The sequence below is a fragment of the Mesorhizobium sp. ZC-5 genome (genome assembly GCF_025753855.1).
GTDB lineage: Bacteria > Pseudomonadota > Alphaproteobacteria > Rhizobiales > Rhizobiaceae > Neomesorhizobium.
Window position 1 is genome coordinate 618,672 of the sequence record NZ_JAOWPT010000003.1, and the last position, 24,287, is coordinate 642,958.

The following is a 24,287-nucleotide window of genomic DNA, read 5'->3' on the forward strand; positions in this document are numbered from 1 at the left end:
TCAGGTCCGTTGCGGCTTCGGCCCCGTTTCCACAGGCAGGCCGGCTGCCTTCCAGGCGGCAAAGCCGCCGTCAATGTGCTTGACGGGCGCCAGCCCCATGTCCTGCGCCATCTTGGTCGTCAGCGCCGAGCGCCAGCCGGCGGCGCAGAAGAACACGAAGGTCTTGCCCGAAGCGAAGACCGGCTTGTGATAAGGGCTTTCCGGATCGATCCAGAATTCCAGCACGCCGCGCGGCATGTTTTTCGCGCCGGCGATCCGCCCTTCGTTTTCCAGTTCAGCCGCTTCGCGGATATCGACGAAGACGACGCTGTCGTCGCCAAGCAATGCCGCGGCGTCAGCCGGCGAAATCGCTTCGATCTCGGTATTCGCTTCAGCAAGCAGCGCCTTGTAGCCTTTCTTCATCGTCATTCCTTCGCGTCTTGAATCTGCGGATTGAAGCAAAGCGGGCAGGGTATGTCACGCTCCGGCTTTCGCCATCAATGGCTGCCATGCGGCCATGGCGCCGTCCGCCACATCCATCAGCGCTTCATAGGTCGCGCCGTCGCGTGCCTGGATCGACATGCCGTGCTGCACGGTTGAGTAGAAGATCGCGGCCGCTGCCGTGTCGAAATTTTCCGCCAGTTCGCCTTCGGCGACGCCGCGTTCGAACCTCCGTTGCAGGGCGGCGAGATTTTCGGCGCGCCGGCGCCGCAAGTCGGTGCAGATGATGTCGCTCGATGTATCATGGTGCAGGGCACCGAGCGCGATCAGGCAGCCTTGCGGCTTGCCGTCCTGAGAGTAGGCTTCCGCGGTCGCCTTGAGGAAACCTGCGATCGCCGCATGCGTCGTCGGCGCGGTTTCCAGCACTGTCCAGATGCCGGTGCCTTCCACCCGCGTGTAAAGTTCGGTCGCTTCGAGAAACAACGCCTCCTTGCTGCCGAAGGCGGCGTACAGGCTGGGCGCGTTGATGCCCATGGCCGATATCAGATCCGTGAGCGATGTTCCCTCGTATCCCCTGGCCCAGAAAACCTCCATCGCACTGCGTAGGGCAGCATCGCGGTCGAAAGCACGGGGCCGGCCCCTGGCTGACATGGAAAACCTTTCTGTATTGATCGATACATATTTCACTTGACGTCTTTTCGCAAGGCTGGCAGAGAATTGTGTATCGATCATTACAAAAAAGGAAATCGAAATGACCAACACACGTTTGAACGGCAAAGTCGCACTCGTCACCGGCGGCAGCCGTGGCATCGGCGCCGCAATCGCACGCAAGCTCGCGGCCGACGGTGCTGCCGTTGCGCTGACCTATGTGAATTCTCCCGACAAGGCACGGCAGATCGTCGCCGGGATCGAAGCGGCGGGCGGTCGCGCCGTCGCCATCCAGGCCGACAACCGCGACGCGGTAGCGATCGAAAAATCCGTAGCCGAAACAGTTTCTTCGCTTGGCAGGCTCGACATCCTTGTCAACAGCGCCGGCATCTGGCGTGCCGAACCGATCGACAGTCTGTCGCTGGCCGATTTCGACGAGTCCATGGAGGTCAATCTGCGCGCGCCGTTCGTGGCGTCCAAGGCGGCGGCGGTTCATATGGGCGAGGGCGGCCGCATCATCTCGATCGGCAGCAATCTCGCCGAGCGCGTCACCGACGAGGGCCTTACGGCCTACTCGACCAGCAAAGCAGCCCTTGTCGGCCTGACCAGGGCGCTGGCGCGCGACCTCGGCGGCCGCGGCATCACCGCCAATGTCGTGCATCCGGGCTCGACGAACACCGACATGAATCCCGCGGATGGGCCGTACGCCGAAAATCAGCGCCAGAAGATGGCGATGCCGCGTTTCGGCGACGCCGAAGAAATCGCCGGGCTTGTCGCCTGGCTGGCCGGCCCGGAATCGCGTTTCGTCACCGGCGCGGCGTTGACCATCGATGGCGGCGCCAACGCCTGAGGCTTCGAGGTGCCTCGAGTTTCGGATAAGTGCGCCACCGCCCATCCCGAAACTCGAGGCGCGGATAGCCGATTTTTTTGAAACAAATCTGCTTGCGCGGCGTTGGATTCGATCGGCACTCACGACGAGGAGCAGAACGATGACCAACAAGAACAAGCGCCCGGACGAGCAGAAAACCTGGCGGGACCAGGGGTCGCAGAACGACCGCAACCGCGGCGGCCAGCAGCATCAGGACAGCGATCCGCAGACCGATCCGCGCCGCCAGCAGGGCGGTTGGGCCGGCGATGAAGGCGATCAGGACCGCCGGCGCAGTGACGACGGACAGCAGCAGGCCGAAACCGACCCCAAGCGCCAGCAGGGCGGGTGGAGCCGGGATGAAGACGGTATGAAACACGAGCCGGGCCGCAAGCCACCAATGGACCGCGACCGCGACTACGATCCGGATGGCGACCGCACCGGGCGCTAGTAGCTGAGCAGCCTGAATGCGCGAAGCCCTGGCCGTCCGGTTCCGTTGCCGGGCGGCCAGTCCGCGTTTCGCGGTGCAAGGCACATAACTCACGAAAGCGTGTGACGCGGTTTCGCCTCCGGTTCCGGAAATTTATAAAAGCTTAACGAAATGGGTATGAATCACTATAGTCGGTGCCTCATATCCGCCATGCGGCAAACGGATGGCCTACGGGGTGAAGTCGACACGATTGGCGTGGAACGGGGAGACCGGCGGTTACAAGCCGGAGGGTCATCATGATGCATCCGGGCAAAAAAGTTTCCTTAGTGTTCGCCGTGGCGATGACACTCGGGCTGGGCGTACCCCAGGCGTCTGCGCAAGGCCTGTTCGACCGGTTGTTCGGTGGCGGCGTCAGATATGCGCCGCGCGATGAGTATCCCAGGGAGCGCCGCGATTTCCGCCGGCCGCGCGGTGAGTTTCCGCCGGCGCCGAGGAGGCCCAAACAGCGCGCCGCCCCGAAGATCAGCAGCCCTTCCTACTACACCTACAAGGCCGATGCGCTCGTTCCCGCCAGCTTCACCGCGCTTGCCGCGGCCGCCAAGCCCGTCAGCTTCGAACCCGCGTTGACGGGCGCTACGTTCCGCGAGGCGCTGGCCGGCTTGCAGGACTTCGAGCTTCTCGCCGAAAAGGACATCGCCAAGGCGCTCTCCGACTACTATGCGGCCAATCCCGATTTCATCTGGGTTTCCGGCCTTTCCGCCAACGGCCGCGCCCAGGAGGCCGTGCGCGTGCTCGGTGAGGCCGGCAGCCATGGGCTCGATCCTGCGGAGTATGGCGTCGCCATTCCGCAGGCGTCCTTCTCGATGGACGACACCGCTGGGCGTCTTGGCGAGCTGATCCGCTTCGAGATGACGCTGTCGGCGCGTGTGCTGCGCTATGTGCGCGACGCGCAGAACGGCCGCGTCGATGCCAACCGGCTTTCGGGTTATCACGACCTGCCGCTGAAACCGCTCGATCTCGTCGCTGTCCTGAAGACCCTCGCCCATACGCAGGAAGTCCGCACCTATCTGGAATCGCGCCAGCCGCAGAGCCCCGAGTACCAGGCGCTGCGCGTCGAACTCGAGGCGCTGGAGGCCAGTGCCGAGAACGACATCGTCGTCGATCCCAAGCTACTGCTGAAACCCGGCGGAATCAGTCCCGAACTGCCGAAGATACTGCAGCTCATCGCCCGCAACGTCGATGACGAGTTCGGCGGCGAATATGGCGAGGTGCTGGCGCGCCTCGGCAACAGCGAACTCTACATGCCGGAGCTGGTTCCGGTCATCAAGGCGGCGCAGGAAAAGGCCGGCCTCAAGGGCGACGGCGTCATCGGCCCGCGCACCGTCGCGGCGATTGCCGGCAATTCAAAAGCTGATCGGCTCGACAAGGTGAAGTTTGCGCTGGAGCAGATGCGCTGGCTGCCGCACGATCTTGGCGGTACGCGGGTATTCATCAACCAGCCTGCCTACACGGCGTCCTATTTCGAGAACGGCATCGAGAAGCTGAAGATGCGCACCGTCATCGGCAAGCCGTCCAACCAGACCAGCTTCTTCTACGACGAGATCGAGCAGGTCGACTACAATCCCTATTGGGGCGTGCCGCAGTCGATCATCGTCAACGAGATGCTGCCGAGGCTGCGCCGCGATCCGGGCTATCTCGACCGGGCTGGCTACGAGGTGACCGATTCCAGGGGCAGGCGGATTCCGTCATCGGCCATCGCCTGGGGCCAGTACGGATCGAAAGTTCCCTACAGCGTGCGGCAGACGCCGAGCGAAGCCAACGCACTCGGCGAACTGAAGATCCTGTTCCCCAACAAGCACGCCATCTACATGCACGACACGCCGCAGAAAGCGCTGTTCGATCGCGATTCGCGCGCGTTCAGCCATGGCTGCGTGCGGCTACAGCAGCCGCGCGAGATGGCGGCCGCTGTTCTCGGCAAGCCCGTGGACTACGTCGCCCAAAAAATCAGCCAGGGCCATTCGTCGGAAAAGGTTACCCGCAAGATCCCGGTCTATGTCGCCTATTTCACCGCCTGGCCGAATGCGTCCGGCAAGGTCGAATATTTCCCTGATGTCTACGACCGCGACGCACGGCTGAAGCAGGCGATCGAAAAGACCGACACCCTGCGCCTCCCGGCCGGCACGCTCGATCCAAACCCCGTGTCAGGCACGCCGGAAACCGGCATTCCGACCGGCGAACATCCAATAGACGACGCCGCCAACACCGCCGGCCAGGGCGACAACGCCCAGATCGACCCAGTCACTCTGATCGATGCCGTCAACTAGCCAGGTTTCGTGGACAAAGCGCATCCAGAGCTTGATTGACGCGAGCGCAACAAATCGTCGGTGCATCTTCCCTCTAGGGAAGTTTAGGCAGGACAACTAGCCGTTTGTGCTGCATTTTGAGGGGATCGACGATGGCGAGAATGCGGATTCACGTTCGACATTGATGGTGCGCACCAGCGCCGTCGCACTGGCTTTGAACCTGCCTTTCGGTGCTTGAGCCGCGTTCAGCCGCCGTGATGTTCGGCGATCGGCTTCTGGTAGGTGAAGCCCATGTCCCAGGGGAAATAGATCCAGGTGTCCTGGCTGACCTCGGTTACGAAGGTGTCGACCAGCGGCCGGCCCTTGGGCTTGGCGTAGACGGTGGCGAAATGCGCCTGCGGCATCATTGCCCGCACGATCGCCGCCGTCTTGCCGGTATCGGTGAGGTCGTCGACGATCAGCACTTCCTTGCCTTCGTCGACCAGCAGCGACGGCGAGACTTCCTTCAGCACCTCCAGCTGCCCCTGTTCGACATATTCGTGGTAGGAGGCCACGCACACCGTCTCGATCATGCGGATGCCGAGTTCGCGCGAAATGATCGCCGCCGGCACCAATCCGCCGCGGGTGATGCAGACGATCGCCTTCCAGTTGCCGTTGACGCCGGCGAGCCGCCAGGCGAGCGCGCGGGCGTCGCGATGGAACTGGTCCCACGAGACGGGAAAAGCCTTTTCGGGAAGGGACATTGCAGCGCACTCCGGAAGCGCGCCCTGCGGCGCGGGAAAGGTCGGGGAATGCGGGCGGAATTAACCGGAAAGCCGGTGACTTGGCAAGTGCCGCCGCCGCTTGTCGCCGGGCGGCTGCACGGAGCTGTTCAACGCGACATGAAGGTCGGCACCGGCATCGACTGCAGCAATGTGCGGGTGGTGCCGCCGAACAGGAATTCGCGCAGCCAGGAATGGCTGTAGGCTCCCATCACGATGAGGTCGGGTTTCGCTTCCGCGGCATGGTTCTCGATCACGGTACCGACCGAGAGCCCGGCGGATTTTTCGTTGACGACGGTGGCGTGCACGCCATGGCGGCCAAGGCTTGCGGCGATCTCCGTGCCGACTGCCTCGCTCTCCGCGTCGGCGTCCTCCTCGGCGTCGACGACGAGGATTTCCGTCTCGTCGGCGTCCATGATGAAGGGCAGCGCGTCGAAGACGGCGCGCGCGGCCTCCTTCGAGCCGTTCCAGGCGATCAGCACCTTGCGGAACGTCGCGGTGACCGGCGCGGCATAGGGAATGAAGAGAACTGGCCGGCCGGCCTCGAAAAGCAGGCCTTCGAGGTTGGCGCCGGAGATGGAATCGCCGTCCGGGTTGGATTGGACGGCCACGATCAGGTCGGCACTGCGCGCGCTCGACAGCGAGGAGAGGGCGCTGTCGCCCGAAAAGCTCTCCATGCTGCGCCATTCGGCGGAGACGCCCTCAGCAAGGCAGCGGGCCGAATAGCGCTGGCCGAGTTCGGCTGCGCGCTTCACGTTGCGCTCGCTGCTGATCTGGATGAATTCGGCGTCGGGAAAGCCCATCGGCGTCGTGTAGGAAACCGGCATCACCTCGGCATGGACGCCGATCACATGGCTTTTGAAATGGTTGGCCAGCGGCAATACGCAATCGAGCAGCCGGTCCTCGTCCTTCTCGCCCTGGACCACAGCAACTATCGTTTTGAACGTCATGACAGCCTCCTAGAACGGCGCCGATCTGCGGTGCCTTCGATGGAGAAACTATATCATATCGGGCATTGTTCCGCGCTGGAGTTTGTCAGCGCACCGCGTCTCAGCTTGCTGAACGCTTTTGGCCGTCTAATTCTCGGTTGGCGCTGGTTTGCCCTGTTCGCGGAGAACCCGGGCAAGCTTCTTGAACAAATTGGGGTGGTAGCGCTTGCTCTCCGGATCGGCGTTCACCGTGGAACGAAAGCCGCCTCCTGCAATGTGAATGTGGCGGCTCTTTTCATTATACCAAATAGACACGTCAAATTTGGCCGTCTTGGACATCAAACCTCCCACGCTTCCACCGAGCATATAGGAGTTCGGCGGGGTAGGCGATAATGCTTACCGTCAGCGCAGTCAGTTACCCGGAGAAAGCCTGAGCACCATGGCTTCGACCTCGGCATGCGCCGCATCGAGAGCTTCCTGCGTGCGGGCGCGCACGACGAGTTCGGTCCAGAACTTGCCGTCGAGATATTTCGGATAGGACCCGATGATGGTGTCGGGATGGGCCTTCTGGATGTCCGCCAGCGGCCCGCCGATGACGCCTTCGCCGAACGGGCAATGAACGGTGGCGGAGAGGAGCTTCGTGCCGGTCTTCAGCGTTGGCACGACATTGTCGAGCATCGCCTGGAAGATCGCCGGCACGCCGGCCATGACATGCACGTTGCCGATGCGGAAGCCGGGCGCCAGCGAGACCGGGTTGTCGATATGTTCGGCGCCGCGCGGCATCCGCGCCATGCGCTTGCGCGCTTCGGTGAATTCCATCTCGCGCTTGATGTAGCTCGCCTCCAGCATTTGATACGCCCTGGCGTCGTATTCGCACGGCACGCCGAAAGCCCTGGAAATGGAATCGGCGGTGATGTCGTCGTGCGTCGGACCGATGCCGCCGGTGGTGAACACATAGGTGTAGCGGGCGCGTACCGCGTTGACCGCGGCGACGATCTCGTCCTCCTCGTCCGGTACGATGCGGACTTCCTTAAGGTCGATGCCGATCGCCGTCATGACGTCGGCGAGATGGCCGATGTTCTTGTCCTTGGTGCGGCCGGACAGGATTTCGTCGCCGATGACGAGCATGGCGGCGGTGACGATTTCGGCCATTGGGACTCTCCGGAAAGTGACTGCCTGCTCTATCGCGGACGCGTCAAGCCGACAATAGCGACGATCTGGTGAACAATGCGTCCCCGATTGGTCGACTTTGATTGGACGAAGGAACCACTAGATCAACCGGCGGTAGATCGCGTGGCAGGGTGCCGCGTGTAAATCCAAAGGAGACAGGCATGGCGAAAGTACTGGTGCTTTATTATTCGAGCTGGGGTCACATGGAGCAGATGGCGAACGCCGCCGCCGAAGGTGCGCGCTCCGCCGGCGCCGAGGTGACCGTCAAGCGGGTGCCGGAACTGGTGCCGGAGGCCGTCGCCAAGGCAGCGCACTACAAGCTCGACCAGGCGGCGCCAGTTGCAGATCCGCTCGAACTCGAAAATTACGACGCCATCATCGTCGGCGCCTCGACGCGCTACGGCGCCATGGCGGCGCAGTTGAAGAACTTCCTCGACCAGACCGGCCCGCTGTGGGCCAAGGGTGCCCTGGTCAACAAGGTGGCGTCGGTGATGTCGTCGACCGCGACCCAGCACGGCGGCGCCGAACTGGCGATCATTTCCACCCAGGCCTCGCTCCAGCATCACGGCATGATCATCGTGCCCTTGTCCTACGCCTACCAGGAGCAGATGGGCAACGACGTGGTGCGCGGCGGTTCGCCCTACGGCATGACCACGACCACCAATGGCGACGGCTCGCGCCAGCCGTCTCCGCAGGAACTGGACGGTGCGAAATTCCAGGGCAAGCGCGTCGCCGAGATCGCCGCGAAACTGCACGGCTGACCCGAGAAGACCTGGCGGGGTGCGAGCGGGTGGCCGATCGGCCGCCCGTTTTGTTTACTGGTGGATGACGTCCAGATCGCGAAACGCCTCGACGGCGTGGTTGAGGAATGCCCGCACCTTGGGCTGCATGTGCGGACCGCTCCGCGCCACCAGTTGCACAGGCAGCGGCGGCGGTTCGAACGGCGCCAACAGGCGGACCAGCGAGCCGGCCTCGAGATCCTCGGCGACCTGATAGGAAAGCACGCGCGCAATGCCGCGCCCGGCACGCGCGGCCAGCAATTGCGATTCGACGTCGTTGACGAGAAGCCGCGGTGAGATACGCACCGCCGTGCGACCGCCGAAACGCCATTCGTTCGGCCCGGGCCACAGCGAATTGAAGATCGTGTCGTGTTTTGCAAGGTCTGCCGGCCGCTGCGGGATGCCGTGCCGTTCGAGATAGGAAGGGCTGGCGACGATCTGCCGCCGCACCTCGCCAACCCGGCGCACCAAAAGCGTCGAATCCGACAGCGGGCCAATGCGCACCGCGACATCGATGCCTTCCTCCAGAAGATCGAGATTGCGGTCGTGAACGATCAACTCGACCTGAAGCTCCGGGAAGGCGTCGAGAAAGCTGGTGACCACGGGCGCGACGTGGCGCCGGCCGAACTGCACCGGCGCGGTCACCCTGAGAAGCCCGCGCAAAGGTGCGGCCGAAATGCCCGACAGCATGCGCTCGTAATCGCCCAGCAGCGTGCGCGCCTTTTCGGCGAGCACGCTGCCGGCCTCCGTCGGCGACAGGCGGCGGGTGGTGCGCTCGACGAGACGCGCGCCGGCACGGTTTTCGAGCTCGGTGAGCGCGCGCGTCACCTGCGGCGGCGACCGGCGCAGCTTGCGCGCGGCGCCGATCAGGCTGCCGCTGTCGATGATCGCCACGAAGGTCGTCAGTTCGTCGAGCCGGTCCACGGGATTATTCCAAAATCCGGAATTATGATTTTCAAGAATACAAGATTGGCACGGAAACCGGCAAGGGTAGACTTGGCCGGTGTCGAAGGAGAACCGCCATGGCCAAAACCGAAATCGTGCTTCATGGAACCGCGCTGTCCGGTCACGCGCATCGGGTGGAACTTCTGCTGCGCATGCTTGGCCTTGCCTATCGTTTTGTCGACGCTCCCGCCGGCGTGCGGCAAAGCGAGGAATTCCGCAAGCTCAATCCGATCGGACAGATTCCGGTGATCGAGGACGGCGATCTGGTGCTTGCCGACAGCAACGCGATCCTGGTCTATCTGGCGAAGCGGTATGCGCCGGGCAGTACCTGGCTTCCCGAGGACGCCGTCGGGGCGGCGCGTGTGCAGCGCTGGTTGTCGATCGCCGCCGGAGAAATCCGCTTCGGTCCGGGCAATGCCCGTCTGATCGCCCAGTTCAAAGTGCCTGGCGATGCAACTGCCTGCGCTGCGATCGCTGGTCGCGTCCTGAAATTCATGGACGGGCATCTCTCCGGCCGCAACTGGCTTGCCGCCGAAAATCCGACGATTGCCGATCTCGCCTGTTATTCCTACGTCGCCCATGCGCCGGAAGGTGGTGTCAGGTTGGAGTCGTACCCGACGCTGCGTGCCTGGCTGGCCAGGGTCGAGGCTTTGCCGCATTTCAAGCCGATGCCGGCCTCGCCGATTCCGCAGGTCGCGTGAGGCCGTCATGGAGCGGGATACGCCCTTCCATCCGGACGAACTGGCGGCGCAGCTGCTTGCCGGCGGCGGCTCGGGCGGCGGCGGCATCCGCGATTTCATGCCGGACCAGCACCGCGGCTTCTTCGAATTGCTGCCGTACCTGTTCGCCGGTACATCTGATCCGGACGGCTGGCCGCAGGCGACGATGCTGACTGGCGCGCCGGGTTTTACCCATTCTCCGGACCCTGTGACATTGCGCATCGAGGTGTCGCCGGACGCAAACGACCCCGCGGCGGAAAACTTCGCCGCAGGCAGGGAAATCGGCATCCTCGGCATCGATTTTTCGACACGCCGGCGCAACCGCGCCAATGGCCGCATCGCAGGGGTGGACGCAAGCGGCTTCAGCGTTGCCGTAAGCCAGAGTTTCGGCAATTGCCCGCAATACATCCAGGGCCGCATCGCCCATACGGGCAAATCCATATCTGCCGATGCCGAGCCGCTCGCCGGGCTGGACGACGAAGCGCGAAACATGATCGCCCGCGCCGACACGTTTTTGGTCGCCTCGCGCTCGCGCCCGCAAAGCGGCGAGGCCGGCGGTCCGGATATTTCGCATCGCGGCGGCCGGCCCGGCTTCGTCGCCGTCGAAGGCGACACGCTGACCATCCCCGACTTTCGCGGCAACCGCTACTTCAACACGCTGGGCAATCTGCTCGGCGAACCGCGCGCCGGCCTGCTGTTCATCGATTTCGAGCGCGGCGACTTGTTGCAGCTGCAAGGCACCACCGAAATCGACTGGAGCGGCGGCGCCGGCCGACTGATCGACGGCGCCGAGCGGTCGTGGCAGTTCCATGCGGTGCGCGGCTGGCGCCGCCGCCAGGCTTCCCCATTGCGCTGGACGTTCGTCGACTATTCGCCATTCACCCAGCGCACCGGCTCCTGGCGTAAGGCGGGCTAAGCCTTCCGCCGCTTGCCGCCATGCCAAAGGCCGCTAGAGTGCGCCGGAAGCACGGCGGAGCGGCAATGACAGTCTTTTCGATTCTTCTCTGGGCGCTGGCCGCATTGGCGGTCGCGGCGGCGCTTGTCGTCGGTTACTTCGCCTACGCGACGCGGCGGATCGCGACCGAGGCGGAACGGCTGGTGCCTGCCGCGGGAAAATTCATCGATATCGACGGCAACCGCATCCACTATGTCGACGAAGGCGAGGGGCCACCGATCGTCTTCGTGCATGGGCTCGGCGCGCAATTGCTGCAGTTCAGGCACCCGTTGTTCGACAGGCTGGGCGGCTACCGGCTGATCGCGCTCGACCGGCCGGGTTCGGGCTATTCCGTCCGCGCCAGGGGCGCCAGCGCCCGGCTGACCGAGCAGGCGCGGGTGATCCGCCGCTTCATCGAGACGCTCGGGCTGGAAAAACCCCTGCTGGTCGGCCATTCGCTGGGCGGCATGGTCGCGCTGGCGACGGCACTCGACCATCCACGGGCGATCTCCGGCATTGCATTGCTGGCGCCGCTGACCCGCTACCAGGACACCGTGCCGCCGGAATTCAGGGCGCTCTACATCCGCTCGCCGCTGAAACGCTGGCTGATGGCCAACACGCTGGCGATCCCCACCTCGATGAAATACGCGCCGCAGACGCTGGCCTTCATCTTCGGGCCGCAGGAGCCGCACGAGGACTATCCGATCGAGGGCGGCGGCTGGGTGGGCTTGAGGCCAGCCCACTTTTACGGCGCCGTCAGCGACTTCACCGCGATCGAACAGGATATGCCGGCGCTGGAGAAGCGTTACAGTGAGATAAAAATGCCGGCCGGCATCCTGTTCGGCACCGAGGACCGCGTGCTGGATTACGCCCGCCACGGGCTCGAGATGGACGGCGCGATACCCGGTCTCGAGATCGAGATACTCGATGGCATCGGCCACATGCCGCATTACGCGGCGACCGACAGGGTCGCTGCCTTCGTCAAGAGAATCGCCAACCGCGCCTTCGCCGGCAAGCCGGCATAGCTTCGTCCGGGAACTTATCGACGGCGGCCCGATTATCCTTCGATGAAGGAGAAAAGCCATGCCAGGCGTGAACCCGGAAAAGATCCCGTATGACAGCATCCACCACGGCGAGACCGGCGCCCGCAAATATCCCGCGCGGCCGGGCGCGGGCAATGTGCAGGACGGCATAAGCCTCGGCGGAACCGAGACCGGCGACCAGAAGGACCATCCGCCGGAACGCGGCTACGGATTGACCGAACCGGTCACCGAAACCAGTCACGGGACGCGCAAATCGGATGGGAAAGACCAGGGCTTGAAAAAGGTTTCGCGTGAAAAGATCCGGCGATAAGCCCGGATTATTTGCCCGGAACTCAGTTGCCCTGCGTCGAATCCTGTTCTTCGGAAGCTTCCTCTGGCAAAGCCTGATTTCTCAGATTGGCTGCTGCGAGAATCATCACCGCATAGGTGGCCTGATGAAGGTCCCAGCCAGCGTCTCTTGCCATATCCAGCAATTTTGTCAGTGAAGGTTCCAGGGCCAGCTGGCAATCGCGCTGGTAATTGAGGTCCGTGAGGGAATTTTCGGGCGGATTGATCTTCGCTTTTGCCATTCTCTGCCTGTAAAGGGTCGCCCCACGGCCCCGGTACATGACATTCACTCTACCTTGCCCTTGCCGTCAATAGTCCCATCGATGGGATATATTCGCATATGCAATGGGTTACGGCGAAATTTCTTCGCGCCTGGATGGTGTCGCCCGACCGATAAACGAAAAAGTCTCGGGCAGATCGGGCTTTGCAACGGCTTGCGCCTGCATTACCAGTGGCGGCACGCGGACGTGGCGGAATTGGTAGACGCAAGGGACTTAAAATCCCTCAGCTTCGGCTATCCGGGTTCGATTCCCGGCGTCCGCACCAGCCGCCTTAGCCTCCGAGCGGAGCGAGCCGGCAGAACATGGAGAGGGCATTCGTCATGCGTGTTCAATTCGGCCTTTTCGCCGGCCTCCTGTCGATCCTCATGTCCATTGCGGTGGCAAGGGCAGAACCGCTGGTGCTGGGTATCGCGCAGGTGAACGTGACCCCCAGCGTCCCGGAGGGGCAGATGGCGCTCAGCCTCGACCTCACGCCGGAGAGCCGGCAGGCGTTTGCCGAATTCACCACCGCGAATGTCGGCAAGACGGTCAACCTCAGCATCGACGGAACAGTGATGATGGCGCCGCGCATCATGGAGCCGATCACCGGCGGCAAACTGCTGGTGAGCGGCAATTTCGGCGGCGGCGAGGTCGAGCGGATCGCGCGTAAAATCCTCGATGGCGACGTCAAGGTGCAGGTGGACGTGGCGGCCGTGCAGTAGGCTCTTCTGCCTAAAGCGCGTCGCGCCGAATAGGATTCGGCGGCCGCGCTTCAGATTCTTTGATTTGATGCATGTCGTTATCCCGAAACCGAGGACACTTTCGGGCGACATGCATTAGTCCTCCTCGACGAACACCTCTTCGCGCTTCTTGCGGACGCTCGGCAGGAAGACCACCACCAGCACCGCGGCGGCGAGCAGAAGCAGCACGGCGCTGATCGGCCGCGTCACGAAGGTCGTCGGATCGCCGCGCGCCAGGATCATGGCGCGGCGCAGGTTTTCCTCCAGCAGCGGCCCGAGCACGAAGCCGAGCAGCAGCGGCGCCGGTTCGCAGCGCAGTTTCAACAGGAAATAGCCGAGCACGCCGAAGAAGGCGACGACGTAGAGGTCCCAGACGTTGGAGTTGACGCTGTAGACGCCGATCGAGCAGAACGCCATGATCGTCGGGAACAGCATGTAATAGGGCACCCTCAAGAGCCTCACCCACAGTCCGATCAGAGGCAGGTTGAGCACGATCAGCAGAAGGTTGCCGATCCACATCGAGGCGATCAGCCCCCAGAACAGCGCCGGCTGCTCGCTGGCGACGTTGGGACCGGGAACGATGCCCTGGATGATCATCGCGCCGATCATCAGCGCCATCACCGGGTTCGCCGGGATGCCGAGCGTCAGCATTGGAATGAACGAGGTCTGGGCACCGGCATTGTTGGCCGATTCCGGTCCTGCCACACCGGCCAGCGCGCCTTTGCCGAACTCTTCAGGTTTGTCGGAGACGCGCTTTTCGATGGAATAGGAAGCGAAGGCGGCGAGCACAGCGCCGTTGCCGGGCAGGATGCCGAGCGCGGAACCGAGGGCGGTGCCGCGTAGGATCGGCGCCGCCATGCGGCGGAAGTCGTCGCGCGTCGGCATCAGTCCCGTCACCTTGGTCATCAGCACCTGGCGCGTCCGCTCGTCCTCAAGGTTGCGCAGGATCTCGGCGATGCCGAACAGGCCCACCGCGATGGCGACGAAATTGAGCTGGTCGCCAAGTTGGGTGAAGCCGAAATTGAGGCGCGACGCGCCGGAAATGACATCCTGTCCGACCAGGCCGAGAAGCAGGCCGAGTACCACCATGGCAATCGCCTTGACCACCGAGCCGTGCGCCAGTGCCACCGACATGACGAGGCCGACGATCATCAGCGAGCAATATTCCGCCGATCCGAACTTCAGCGCGATTGACGTCAGCGGCGGCGCGAACAGCGCGATCAGCACCGTGGCGATGGTGCCGGCGACGAACGAGCCGATCGCCGCGGTGGCGAGCGCCACGCCGGCACGGCCGTTGCGGGCCATCTGGTAGCCGTCGATGGCGGTCACCGCCGACGAGGATTCGCCCGGCATGTTGATGAGGATGGCGGTGGTCGAGCCGCCATACTGGGCGCCGTAATAGATGCCGGCCAGCATGATCAGTGACGAGACCGGGTCGCCGACCTGGAAGGTGATCGGCAAGAGCATGGCGATGGTCGCGGTGGCACCGATCCCCGGCAGGACACCGATCAGCGTTCCGAGCAGCACGCCGATCAGGCAGAAGCCGATATTGGTGAGGGTGGAGGCGGTGGCAAAGCCGAGCGCCAGATTGTCGAGGAGATCCATCTCGCGTTCCTCTCAGCGCAGCCAGGGGCCGAAACGTTCGAACGGCAGGTTGAGCCCGTAGCTGAACACGACCGTGGAAAAGGCTGTCAGCGCGGCGGCCAGCGCCAGAGCCGAAAGCGGCTTCATCTTGAACGAGGCGAAGCAGGCGAACAGCGCGGTGACGAACACCGCTCCCACAAAACCGAGGCCGCGCACCGTCAGGCCGAAGATGATCGGCGCCAGCGTGATGAAGAATATCCCGCGCCAGGCGATCGTGCCGACCGACTCGCCGACCTCGCGCAACGCGCCAATGAGGATGACGGCGCCGAGCAGGATCAGAAGCATCGAGAGCACAAGCGGCATGCCGCCAGGGCCAATTTTCAGCCAGCTGCCCAGATCGACGGAGAGCGACTGCCAGGCGAAGATCGCGCCCGCCAGGATGAAGAACGCACCGCAGATGACATTGGTCGGGTCGAAGGACTGGTTTTTCATGGGGACCGCCGGTGGCCGGAGTTCCACGGACGGCCGATACGGCAATCCGCGCTGGGCATTGGGGCGAGGGCGCCTCTCAACGCCCCCGCCCGGCAGTTTCGATCAGTCGGCGTACTGGCCGGCGGCTTCGATGATCGGCTTCCAGCGCGCGATCTCGCTTTCAAGCTTGGCCTTGAGCGCGGCCGGCGTCGCATCGGCTTCCGACGACGGCAAGGTGCCGAGTTCGGCGAAGCGGGCAACGACGTTTTCGTCCTTCAGCGCCAGCTGCAGCGACTTCGACAGCCGCTCGGTGATCTCCGCTGGCGTGCCCTTCGGGGCGTAGATGCCGTGCCAGATGCCGACCTGCATGCCGGGCAGGCCGCCCTCTTCGGTGGTCGGCAGGTCGGGCAGCACGTCGAGCCGGGCGGCCGAGGTTACCGCATAGCCCTTGATGGTGCCGGCCTGGATCTGCTTGGTGGTGTTGGTGGTCTGGTCGCACATGATGTCGACCTGGCCGCCGAGCAGGTCGGTCATCGCCGGTCCGGTGCCCTTGTAGGGTACGGTGACCAGCGGCGTGCCGATGGCGGTCATGAACAGCATGCCGCAGAGATGCGAGGCCGCGCCTATGCCGGCGTTGGCGACGGTAACGGTGTCCTTGTTGGCCTTGGCGTATTCGACCAGGCCCTTGAGATCGGTCGCTTCGAGATCCTTCTTGCCGACGATGGTCATCGGCACTTCGGTGACGAGGCCGACATATTCGAAGGCGTTCAGCGTGTCGTAGGCAAGCTTGCGGTAGAGCGTCGCGCTGGTCGCCATGCCGATGTGGTGGAGGAGCAGCGTATAGCCGTCCGGATCGGCCTGTGCGACGCGGCCCGCGCCCAGCGTGCCGCCGGCGCCGCCGACGTTTTCGACGATCACCTGCTGGCCGAGATCCTTCGACATGGCTTCAGCGACAAGCCGGGTCACCGTGTCGGTCGGGCCGCCGGCGGCGAAAGGCACGACCACCGTGATGGTGCGTTCGGGATAGCCCTGCGCGCTGGCGACCGTCGCCATGGCAAAGGTCGCGGCGGCCGCGGCAAATGTTGCAAGAAGCTTTTTCATGGTTTTCCTCCCGGGGATGCAAAATGGATCCGTCGGCGCGCGGCTCCTCCCCGCGCCGATATGGATGAGGCATTAAACGAGCCGCAGGTGCCGATTGCAATTGCCGGAACGCGTCTTCCTGCCCCCGCGGCGGATTCATGCGGTCCAATGGGTGGATTCGGTAACATTAGGCAAAAGGCATGTGTGCCATTCCACCCACATGCCGGGTGTCTGGCATCACCCTTCCGCGGCGGCAGGCTCGCTATCGCCGAGGTCGCGCCGGTCGAGGCCGTATTTCTGCATCTTTTCGTAGAGCGTCTTGCGCGAGATGCCGAGCGATTCGTAGACCGGTTTCAGGCTGCCGCCACTGGCGGCCAGCGCACCGGCGATGACGCCGCGCTCGAACTCGGCAACACGGTCGGCCAGGCGCGCCGGTACGGCGTCTTCGCTTGCCTCGGCCGGCGAAAGGCCGAGGCCGAGTACGAACCGGTCGGCGGCATTGCGCAGTTCGCGCACATTGCCCGGCCAGTCGCGGTGGGCGATGCCGGCGACGACCTGCGGCGGCACCGCGACATCGTCGCGGCGGTAACGCGCGGCGGCTTCGTTGACCAGTTGCAGGAAGAGCAGCGGCACGTCCTCGCGCCGCGCCGCAAGCGCTGGCAGCCTGAGCGTGACGACGTTCAGCCGGTAGAGCAGGTCGGCGCGAAAGCGGCCGGCGGCGACTTCGGCTTCCAGGTCCGCCTTGCTGGTCGCGATGAACCGCACGTCGAGAGGCACCGCCTCGTTGGAGCCAAGCCGGGTGATGACGCGCTCCTGGATGACCCGCAGAAACTTTGCCTGGAGGTCGAGCGGCATCGAGCCGATCTCGTCGAGCAGCACGGTGCCGCCGCGCGCATGTTCGAACTTGCCGTAGCGCGCCCGCATGGCGCCAGGAAAGGCGCCGGCTTCGTGGCCGAACAGCTCGCTTTCGATGAGGTCCGCCGGCAATGCCGCGCAGTTGATCGCCACGAATGACTTGGTTGCGCGACCGCTGATGTCGTGCAGGGCGCGGGCAGCAACCTCCTTGCCGGTGCCGGTGTCGCCGATGATCAGCACGTCGGCGTCGGTCGGTGCCACGGCGCGCAACTGGTAACGCAGGTCGATCATCGCCTGGGTGCGGCCGGGCAGGCGGGCCTCGATGTCGTCGCGCTTGCCGGCGACGGCGCGCAATTGCCGGTTTTCCAGCACCAGCCGGCGGCGGTCGATCGCGCGCGCCGCGATATCTGCAAGCGTCTGGCCGTTGAACGGCTTTTCGACGAAATCGTAAGCGCCTTCACGCATCGCCTTGACGGCAAGCTGCACGTCGCCATGGCCGGTGGCGAGGATGACCGGGATGTCGGCATCGATGTCGCGCACCCGGCCCATCAGCGTCATACCGTCCATGCCCGGCATGCGGATATCGGTGATAACGACGCCGTTGAAGCCTTGCGTAATGAAGTCCAGCGCGTCCTCCGCGCCGGAAAAATCACGCACCGTAAAGCCGGCAAGGTCGAGCGACTGCGCCGTCGAGCGGCGCAATTCATCCTCGTCGTCGATAAGCAGGATGACGGCCTGCTTCATTCGGCGGCCTCGCGTACCGGCACGCGTGCCGCATCGAGCGTGATGGTGAATTCGGCGCCGCCATCGGGATGATTCGAAACCGCAAGATCGCCACCGAAGTCCTTGATGATGTTGTAGGAAATCGACAGGCCGAGGCCTAACCCCTTGCCGACGCCCTTGGTGGTGAAGAACGGGTCGAAGATACGCTCGGCGATCGCTGCGGGGATGCCGGGACCATGGTCCCGGACGGTGATCGCGATCTTGCCGCCCTTGCGGCGCGCTGAAAGTTCGATGCTGCGGTCCGCCAGGCCTTCGATTGCGTCGGCGGCATTGGAGATCAGATTGACCAGCACCTGCTGCAGGCGGATCGAGCCGCCTCGTACGATGGGCGGCGTCGGCCCGAGATCGACGGCGACCGTCGCCTTGGCCGCCTTCAGCCGCCACGCGACGATCTCCAGCGTGTCCTTGACGACGCCGGCGAGCGCCACGGCACCGAGCTTTTCGTTCGGCTTGCGGGCGAAGTTGCGGAGATGCCGGCTGATCGAGGCCATGCGGTCGGCGAGGCTGGAAATGCGCGAGACATTGTCCTTGGCTTCCTCGATGCGGTTGCGTTCGATCAGGATCGCGGCATTGTCGGCATAGGTTTTCACCGCCGTCAGCGGCTGGTTGAATTCATGCGACAGCGCCGCTGACATCTGCCCGAGCGCCGCCAGCTTGCCGGCCTGGATCAGGTCGGACTGCGTCTGCCGCAGCTGTTTTTCAGTGGCGCGGCGCTCCGTCACCTCGGTTTCCAGCTGCCGGTTGACCAGCGCCAGGTCGGCGGTGCGCTCCTCGACCCGGTGCTCCAGTTCCGCCCGCGCGCTCGCCTGCATCTCCATGCGCTCGGCAAGCCGCGCCCGCCGCTGCAGGAAGATGGCGCCGGCGAGCGTAGCCAGGCCGAGTAGCAGGAGTGCCGCGGCCACGCTGGTCAGCGCCTGCGCATGCGCCGAGCCGGTGTCGAGCAGCACGCTCACCGTCCAGCCGGCTTCAGGCATGGGCTCGTCCAGCACCAGATATTCGCGCGCGGCGCCCGGCGACGCGATCGTCATAAGCTGGTGCGTGTCGCCGAAGCTGCTGCGCGTCACCGGTAGCTCGCGCAGCGTCGCGTTGGCGTAGCGGCGCGAGGTCTCAGTGCGGGCAAGGCGGTCGGCGGTGAGCGGCAAAAGCCCGGCATAGAGCCATTCGGGCCGCCCGGTCATGAAGATGATGCCTTCCGGGTCGGACACCAGGATCTCGTAATCGCCGCCTTTCCACGATGCCTCGATGGCGTCGATGTCGACCTTGAAGACGACGACGCCGCTGATTCTGCCGCCCACGGTGACCGGCGCGGAGAAATAATAGCCGCGCTTCAGCGATGTCGTGCCGAGCGCGAAGAAGCGGCCTTGCTCACCCTTGATGGCGTCCTGGTAATAAGGCCGGTAGTTGAAGTTCTCGCCGACGAAGCTCGCCGGGCCGTCATAGTTGCTGGCCGCGATGGTCTCGCCGCCCGGCATGATGACATAGATGTCGGACGAGGCAAGCAGCCCGTTGATCTCCTTGAGGTAGACATTGGCGCGGGTGCGCAGCCCTTCGTCCGCAGGGTTGGCGAGCAGTTCCTTGATGTCGTCGTGGTCGGCGATCAGCGCCGGCAGCGACTGGTAGCGGCTCATCTGGCCGCGTAGGACAGCCACCGCGAGGCGGAGCGTCGTCTGCCCGCGCGACGAGGCCTGGTCGAGGTAGGCGCGCGTGGCGAAGGCGGTGCCATAGACAGCGATCGCCGCTGCCGCCGCGAGTACCAGCAGCACCGCCCATACCAGCCGGCGTTTGAACAGCAGTTTCGTCAAATCCTTACGGGGCACATGGCGCCGTCCTCCTGCAATCTCACTACAATGAGGGACTGCCGACAGGCAAATCAAACGCCGCGGACAAACCGAGGCGATGAAAGTTTCATTCGAGCGGCATCCGCCAACTGGTCAAATCGAACGCGGCTTGGCAGAGTGCCCGAAACCGGAGATTTTTGATGCCGAACAGCGCCCGCAACCCATTCAAGAAGCCGGCCGCCTGGACCGACAGCGCCACGCTGCTGGTCGATGTGGCGACCGGCCGCAAGCCGGCCGACCTCGTCATTCGCAACGGCCGCTGGGTGAACGTGCATTCCGGCGAGATCATTTCCGGAACCGATCTCGCCATCGTCGCCGGACGCTTCGCCTATTGCGGGCCGGACGCCAGCCATGCCATCGGCGAGAATACCAAGGTGGTCGATGCCGGCGGGCGCTATCTGGTTCCGGGCCTTTGCGACGCGCACATGCATGTCGAAAGCGGCATGGTGACAGTGACCGAGTTCTGCCGCGCCGTCATTCCGCACGGCACCACCTCCATGTTCATCGACCCGCACGAGATCGCCAACGTGCTCGGCCTCGATGGCGTTCGCCTGATGCATGATGAGGCGCTGGCCATGCCGGTCAGCGTGCATGTGCAGATGCCGTCCTGCGTGCCCTCGGCGCCGGGGCTGGAGAATGCCGGTGCTGCGCTGACGGTCGCCGATGTCGAGGAAGCGATGACGTGGGAAAACATCATCGGCCTCGGCGAGGTGATGAATTTTCCCGGCGTCGCCGCCAACGATCCGGTGATGGCCGGCGAGATCGCCGCGACGGTGCGGGCGGGCAAGACCATCGGCGGCCACTATGCCTCGCCGGACCTCGGCCTGCCGTTCCACGGCTATGTCGCCGGCGGCCCGGAGGACGACCACGAGGGCACGCGCGCCGAGGACGCGATAGCGCGGGTGCGGCAGGGCATGAAGGCGATGCTGCGGCTCGGCTCGGCCTGGTACGACGTGGCGGCGCAGATCAAGGCGGTGACGGAGCAGGGCATCGACCCCCGCAATTTCATCCTGTGCACCGACGACAGCCATTCCGGCACGCTGGTCAATGACGGCCACATGGACCGCGTCGTCCGTCATGCGATCGCGCAGGGCCTGAAGCCGGTAACGGCGATCCAGATGGCGACCATCAACACCGCCCAGCATTTCCGGCTGGAGCGCGAGATCGGCTCCATCGCTCCGGGTCGGCTGGCCGACTTCCTGATCGTCTCCAACCTCGCCGAGCTTGTCATCGACGAGGTTTTCGCGCGCGGCGTGCGGCTGGCCAAGGGCGGCAGGCTGGAGATCGACATTCCGGCCTACGACTATCCGGCGCGGGCCAAGAACACGGTCAAGCTCGGCAAGAAGCTGGCGGCGGCGGATTTCGACATCGCGGCACCGCATGGCGCCAACGAGGTGCGCGTGCGGGTGATCGGCGTCATCGAGAATCAGGCGCCGACGCGCGCGCTCGAGGCCGATCTCGGTGTCGAGGACGGCGTCGTCGCCATGGACCGCCGCAACGATGTCTGCCAGATCGCGCTGGTCGAGCGCCATCGCGGCACCGGCGGCGTGGTCAACGGCTTCGTCTCCGGTTTCGGCTACATGCAGGACTGCGCGATGGCCTCGACGGTTGCGCATGACAGCCACCACATCATCGTCGTCGGCACCAACAAGCAGGACATGGCGCTGGCCGCCAACCGGCTTGGCGAGGTCGGCGGTGGCGTCGTGCTGGTCTCGAAGGGCAAGGAACTGGCGCTGGTCGAAATGCCGATCGCCGGGCTGATGTCGGACGAGCGCGCCGAGACGGTGGCGGCCAAGGCCGAAAAGCTGGTGGAGGCGATGCGGGCGATGGGCTGCTCGCTCAACAACGCCTACATGCAGCACTCGCTGCTGGCGCTGGTGGTGATCCCCGAACTCAGGATCTCCGACGTCGGTATCATCGACGTGACGACATTCAAAAAAGTCGACCTATTCGTTTAGCGTTGCCTTAATTAGTTCACGTGACGTTATTCGTTGGAGACGCAAATTTACCGCGCCGCCATATGCGAGGGGCATGAGCGCCGCTATTTCTGACTGCACAACGAAGTGGAGGAAACTTCCATGAAGCGCATCAGGAATCTTTTCGTCGGAACGGTGTCGTTATTCGCCCTCACGGCGCTCCCGATGCAGTTCGATTTCGGGAATCTCGGCTCTTTCGATCTGTCGTCCGCCCACGCCAGGGGAAATGGCAATGGCGGCGGCAACGGAAATGGCGGCGGCAACGGCGGCGGTAATGGCAACGGCGGCAAGGCGGAAAAAGGCGAGCGGGGAAAGTCTGCGTCCGCGAAAGATCGTTCCGGCTCAAGCTCGCGTGCCACTGCATCCAGGGAAAGGAAGAGCTCTTCCAAGGTGAAGACGGCAAAGGCCGAGCGTGTTCGTGGCGCCCAGGTCGCAGCACTTCCAGCCGCAGTGGAACTCCCGGAGGCCAAGCCCGTCAAGGAGAAGAACTTCCGCGCCAAGCTGGCCGGTCTCAATTCGCTCAATCGCAACTACCACGCCTATCTGAATTCGCAGGCGCCCCGGATGGCGAGCATCCGCGCCTTTGTGATGGATTCGGCGCAACTGGACATCGCCACGGCGGAGCTGGCAGCGGCGAACAGCACGGTTGCGGCCGCGCAGGTGGAGTTCGATTCACTGCTGTCGAACACCGAAATCACGCCTTACGACGATGCCGTCGGAATTTACGACGATCCGACCCTGGCCGAACTCGAGGACAGGCTGGAGCATCTGAATTCGGTTACCGTCGCGCCGGAGGATGAGGCAGCCTGGGCGGCCGAAGTGGATGCGCTGGAAGGCCTGCTTGAAAGCACCGAGGCCACCGCTCTGGCCGATGCGGAGGAGGCGGCCGCGGATGCGCAACAGGCGGCGGATGATGCAGCGGTGGGCACCGATGACGAAGCGCTGAAGCAGGCGCTGCTCGACGCTGCCAACGAGAACCGCGTCGAACAGTATGGCGACGACTACGTCGACGACGAGATGATGGACTGGGCGAAGGATGTGCTCGGAGTCGGAGGCGATTTCGGCAAGATCGACGAGGTCCGCGAAAGCCTCGAAGCCGACAGCGAATAGAGCGCCGCGCGATCGGACGCGCAAGGAACGTCCAAGGCGAGGGCAGTTTTCGTCCGAGCCGAAGCGCGTTAACCCGAGCCGCCGCAACGCTCGCGGCGACCCTGAGGCCGGCTACTGCCCCACTGCCACCTTCACCACGTTGATCGGGGTGGTGATGATGATCTCGGCGGCCGAAGCGAAGGTCTGGCCAAGCCCTTGCGCCAGAGTGTTGACCCGCTGGGTGATCTCGTCGCCAGCGGGGTTGGCCGTCCCGTCACTGTTCAGCCGCTCGCCGAGCATCTGCACCAGCAAGGGGTTGTCGGCGAATTTGGTGTGGTTCAGCCGGTCCTCCACCTTGACCGCCGAAATGTCGGCGACGACGATGCCGAGGTCGGCGATCTCCTGGCTGTCGGCGTAGTCGCCGAGGCGCGGCCGCCGGCCGGCGATGAGGCCGGAAATCTGCAGTGCCCGGTCATTAGCCGAAGCGAAGACGACGAACGGCCGGTCGGGCTTGCCGTAGCGCCGCATCTGGCTCTTGAACACGTCGACGTCGATGTCCGGCGAGGCGAGAACCACGTCGCCGAGCTTGCCGTCGAGATCGCGGTCGTGGGTGATGGCGAGCTGGCGCAGCGCCTCCATCGTCACCCAGTTGCCCATCGAGTGGGCGACGATATCGACACGCTTCGCCCCGGAGTCCGCGATGAGCCGCAACGTCTCTTCCAGCGCGTCGCGCGCCTCGGTGGCGCTGTTGTTGTCGTAGACGTAGTCGACGGTTCGGCCGGCGGACGCCCAGGTGAACAGGACCGGAGTGCCCTTGTAGTTTGCGTCATGGGCGATCTGGGTAATGCGATAGACGGCATCGTCGAACTGGGTGTTGTAGCCGTGGATGAAGACCAGCGCTCGCCCGCCACGCCTTGCGATGTCGGCGCGCAGCGCGTTGGAAAAGGTCGCGTCATCGCGATAGCCGGAAACGCTGGTCGCGGTGAAATACTTGGCCGGGTCGACGACGCCGCGATTGGCGCGCTCGATCTGGCCGATCTTGTGAACGGCGGGCACCGTCATCTCGACTGTGGCGTAGGCGACGTGGTCGGAGCGTTCGCCGGAAAACACCTGGCGCGCATCCTTGGATTTCGCGCGGGTGGTGGCGACGAAGATCTGGTGGCTGCCGGCAAGCGCCGATGCGGGGACGGTGACGGTCGTGGCACCGATCAGTTCGTGCGACGGCTGGCCGGCACAGCCGGCAAGCACCATGGCGGCTGCAACGAAAAGCCCGCGGAAACCGCAAGTAACTGAACCGGACACCGACACGATTGTGACTGACCTGCGTTTCCCAACTGA

Annotated in this window: 25 protein-coding genes and 1 tRNA gene; 12 read left to right on the top strand and 14 right to left on the bottom strand. The window is 64.3% G+C overall.

The genetic code is table 11. The annotated features are described in order from the left end of the window. Window positions 1–402: a rhodanese-like domain-containing protein gene (locus tag OHD58_RS11700; protein WP_263803451.1), complete on the bottom strand. Its 402-nt coding sequence runs from the start codon at window positions 400–402 to the stop codon at window positions 1–3. A 54-nt stretch (window positions 403–456) separates the two neighbouring features. Further along, a complete protein-coding gene (locus OHD58_RS11705; RefSeq protein WP_263803453.1) occupies window positions 457–1,071 on the bottom strand; it encodes a TetR/AcrR family transcriptional regulator in 615 nt (204 codons plus the stop codon). Between the two features lie 100 nt (window positions 1,072–1,171). Here OHD58_RS11705 and OHD58_RS11710 point away from each other — a divergent pair, with 100 nt between their 5' ends. The 3 genes from OHD58_RS11710 to OHD58_RS11720 all read left to right on the top strand — a co-directional run bounded on the left by OHD58_RS11710 (window position 1,172) and on the right by OHD58_RS11720 (window position 4,687). Continuing rightward, window positions 1,172–1,918 carry a 3-oxoacyl-ACP reductase family protein gene (locus OHD58_RS11710; protein ID WP_263803455.1) on the top strand — a complete coding sequence of 249 codons (747 nt, stop codon included), beginning with the start codon at window positions 1,172–1,174 and terminating at the stop codon, window positions 1,916–1,918. 139 nt (window positions 1,919–2,057) lie between these two features. Next, window positions 2,058–2,384, top strand: a complete 327-nt coding sequence (locus OHD58_RS11715; protein WP_263803456.1) for a hypothetical protein — start codon at window positions 2,058–2,060, stop codon at window positions 2,382–2,384. 275 nt (window positions 2,385–2,659) lie between these two features. Further along, window positions 2,660–4,687: a L,D-transpeptidase family protein gene (locus OHD58_RS11720; protein ID WP_263803458.1), complete on the top strand. Its 2,028-nt coding sequence runs from the start codon at window positions 2,660–2,662 to the stop codon at window positions 4,685–4,687. Between the two features lie 224 nt (window positions 4,688–4,911). On the opposite strand, the gene gpt is transcribed toward OHD58_RS11720, so the two are convergent. The 4 genes from gpt to OHD58_RS11740 form a co-directional block, all read right to left on the bottom strand. Further along, window positions 4,912–5,409, bottom strand: coding sequence for a xanthine phosphoribosyltransferase (gene gpt, locus OHD58_RS11725; protein ID WP_263803459.1), 498 nt, complete (start codon window positions 5,407–5,409; stop codon window positions 4,912–4,914). 128 nt (window positions 5,410–5,537) lie between these two features. Next, the gene (locus OHD58_RS11730) at window positions 5,538–6,377 is read right to left on the bottom strand and encodes a universal stress protein (protein ID WP_263803460.1); all 840 of its coding nucleotides are present in this window, start codon (window positions 6,375–6,377) and stop codon (window positions 5,538–5,540) included. 126 nt (window positions 6,378–6,503) lie between these two features. Beyond that, window positions 6,504–6,695 carry a hypothetical protein gene (locus OHD58_RS11735; RefSeq protein WP_263803461.1) on the bottom strand — a complete coding sequence of 64 codons (192 nt, stop codon included), beginning with the start codon at window positions 6,693–6,695 and terminating at the stop codon, window positions 6,504–6,506. A 72-nt stretch (window positions 6,696–6,767) separates the two neighbouring features. Next, window positions 6,768–7,508: a competence/damage-inducible protein A gene (locus tag OHD58_RS11740; protein WP_263803462.1), complete on the bottom strand. Its 741-nt coding sequence runs from the start codon at window positions 7,506–7,508 to the stop codon at window positions 6,768–6,770. A gap of 179 nt (window positions 7,509–7,687) precedes the next feature. Between OHD58_RS11740 and wrbA the strand changes: the two genes are divergently transcribed. Continuing rightward, window positions 7,688–8,287: an NAD(P)H:quinone oxidoreductase type IV gene (wrbA, locus tag OHD58_RS11745; protein WP_263803463.1), complete on the top strand. Its 600-nt coding sequence runs from the start codon at window positions 7,688–7,690 to the stop codon at window positions 8,285–8,287. 54 nt (window positions 8,288–8,341) lie between these two features. Here wrbA and OHD58_RS11750 read toward each other — a convergent pair whose 3' ends face one another. Beyond that, on the bottom strand, window positions 8,342–9,229 hold the full coding sequence (locus tag OHD58_RS11750; protein WP_263803464.1) for a LysR family transcriptional regulator: 888 nt from the start codon (window positions 9,227–9,229) through the stop codon (window positions 8,342–8,344). A 98-nt stretch (window positions 9,230–9,327) separates the two neighbouring features. Between OHD58_RS11750 and OHD58_RS11755 the strand changes: the two genes are divergently transcribed. The 4 genes from OHD58_RS11755 (at window position 9,328) to OHD58_RS11770 (ending at window position 12,256) form a co-directional block, all read left to right on the top strand. Beyond that, a complete protein-coding gene (locus tag OHD58_RS11755; protein ID WP_263803465.1) occupies window positions 9,328–9,951 on the top strand; it encodes a glutathione S-transferase family protein in 624 nt (207 codons plus the stop codon). Window positions 9,952–9,958: 7 nt separating this feature from the next. Further along, complete coding sequence (locus OHD58_RS11760) at window positions 9,959–10,885, top strand: pyridoxamine 5'-phosphate oxidase family protein (protein WP_263803466.1); 927 nt, start codon at window positions 9,959–9,961, stop codon at window positions 10,883–10,885. 65 nt (window positions 10,886–10,950) lie between these two features. Beyond that, on the top strand, window positions 10,951–11,928 hold the full coding sequence (locus OHD58_RS11765; RefSeq protein ID WP_263803467.1) for an alpha/beta fold hydrolase: 978 nt from the start codon (window positions 10,951–10,953) through the stop codon (window positions 11,926–11,928). Between the two features lie 58 nt (window positions 11,929–11,986). Next, window positions 11,987–12,256, top strand: coding sequence for a hypothetical protein (locus OHD58_RS11770; protein WP_263803468.1), 270 nt, complete (start codon window positions 11,987–11,989; stop codon window positions 12,254–12,256). Window positions 12,257–12,278: 22 nt separating this feature from the next. Here the strand turns inward: OHD58_RS11770 and OHD58_RS11775 are convergent, their stop codons facing one another. After that, on the bottom strand, window positions 12,279–12,515 hold the full coding sequence (locus tag OHD58_RS11775; protein WP_263803469.1) for a hypothetical protein: 237 nt from the start codon (window positions 12,513–12,515) through the stop codon (window positions 12,279–12,281). 219 nt (window positions 12,516–12,734) lie between these two features. On the opposite strand from OHD58_RS11775, the gene OHD58_RS11780 reads away from it, so the two are divergent. Continuing rightward, window positions 12,735–12,819 (top strand) — tRNA-Leu (locus OHD58_RS11780). Between the two features lie 55 nt (window positions 12,820–12,874). Next, window positions 12,875–13,255, top strand: coding sequence for a SecDF P1 head subdomain-containing protein (locus OHD58_RS11785; protein ID WP_263803471.1), 381 nt, complete (start codon window positions 12,875–12,877; stop codon window positions 13,253–13,255). Window positions 13,256–13,369: 114 nt separating this feature from the next. Here the strand turns inward: OHD58_RS11785 and OHD58_RS11790 are convergent, their stop codons facing one another. From OHD58_RS11790 to OHD58_RS11810, 5 genes are all read right to left on the bottom strand, one after another. Next, window positions 13,370–14,878: a tripartite tricarboxylate transporter permease gene (locus tag OHD58_RS11790; RefSeq protein WP_263803472.1), complete on the bottom strand. Its 1,509-nt coding sequence runs from the start codon at window positions 14,876–14,878 to the stop codon at window positions 13,370–13,372. Window positions 14,879–14,890: 12 nt separating this feature from the next. Then, window positions 14,891–15,349, bottom strand: coding sequence for a tripartite tricarboxylate transporter TctB family protein (locus OHD58_RS11795; protein ID WP_263803474.1), 459 nt, complete (start codon window positions 15,347–15,349; stop codon window positions 14,891–14,893). Between the two features lie 102 nt (window positions 15,350–15,451). After that, on the bottom strand, window positions 15,452–16,429 hold the full coding sequence (locus OHD58_RS11800) for a tripartite tricarboxylate transporter substrate-binding protein (RefSeq protein ID WP_263803475.1): 978 nt from the start codon (window positions 16,427–16,429) through the stop codon (window positions 15,452–15,454). Between the two features lie 216 nt (window positions 16,430–16,645). Further along, window positions 16,646–18,007, bottom strand: a complete 1,362-nt coding sequence (locus OHD58_RS11805) for a sigma-54-dependent transcriptional regulator (RefSeq protein ID WP_263803476.1) — start codon at window positions 18,005–18,007, stop codon at window positions 16,646–16,648. Beyond that, entirely contained in the window at window positions 18,004–19,863 is a 1,860-nt protein-coding gene (locus tag OHD58_RS11810) for a sensor histidine kinase (protein WP_412177196.1), read from the bottom strand. Before OHD58_RS11810 ends, OHD58_RS11805 begins: the two co-directional genes overlap by 4 nt. A 161-nt stretch (window positions 19,864–20,024) precedes the next feature. Between OHD58_RS11810 and ade the strand changes: the two genes are divergently transcribed. Further along, window positions 20,025–21,842: an adenine deaminase gene (gene ade / locus OHD58_RS11815; protein WP_263803478.1), complete on the top strand. Its 1,818-nt coding sequence runs from the start codon at window positions 20,025–20,027 to the stop codon at window positions 21,840–21,842. A gap of 120 nt (window positions 21,843–21,962) precedes the next feature. Continuing rightward, the gene (locus OHD58_RS11820) at window positions 21,963–22,970 is read left to right on the top strand and encodes a hypothetical protein (RefSeq protein WP_263803479.1); all 1,008 of its coding nucleotides are present in this window, start codon (window positions 21,963–21,965) and stop codon (window positions 22,968–22,970) included. A gap of 111 nt (window positions 22,971–23,081) precedes the next feature. On the opposite strand, the gene OHD58_RS11825 is transcribed toward OHD58_RS11820, so the two are convergent. Next, window positions 23,082–24,200 carry an alpha/beta hydrolase gene (locus OHD58_RS11825; protein WP_263803609.1) on the bottom strand — a complete coding sequence of 373 codons (1,119 nt, stop codon included), beginning with the start codon at window positions 24,198–24,200 and terminating at the stop codon, window positions 23,082–23,084. Between the last annotated feature and the right edge of the window lie 87 nt (window positions 24,201–24,287).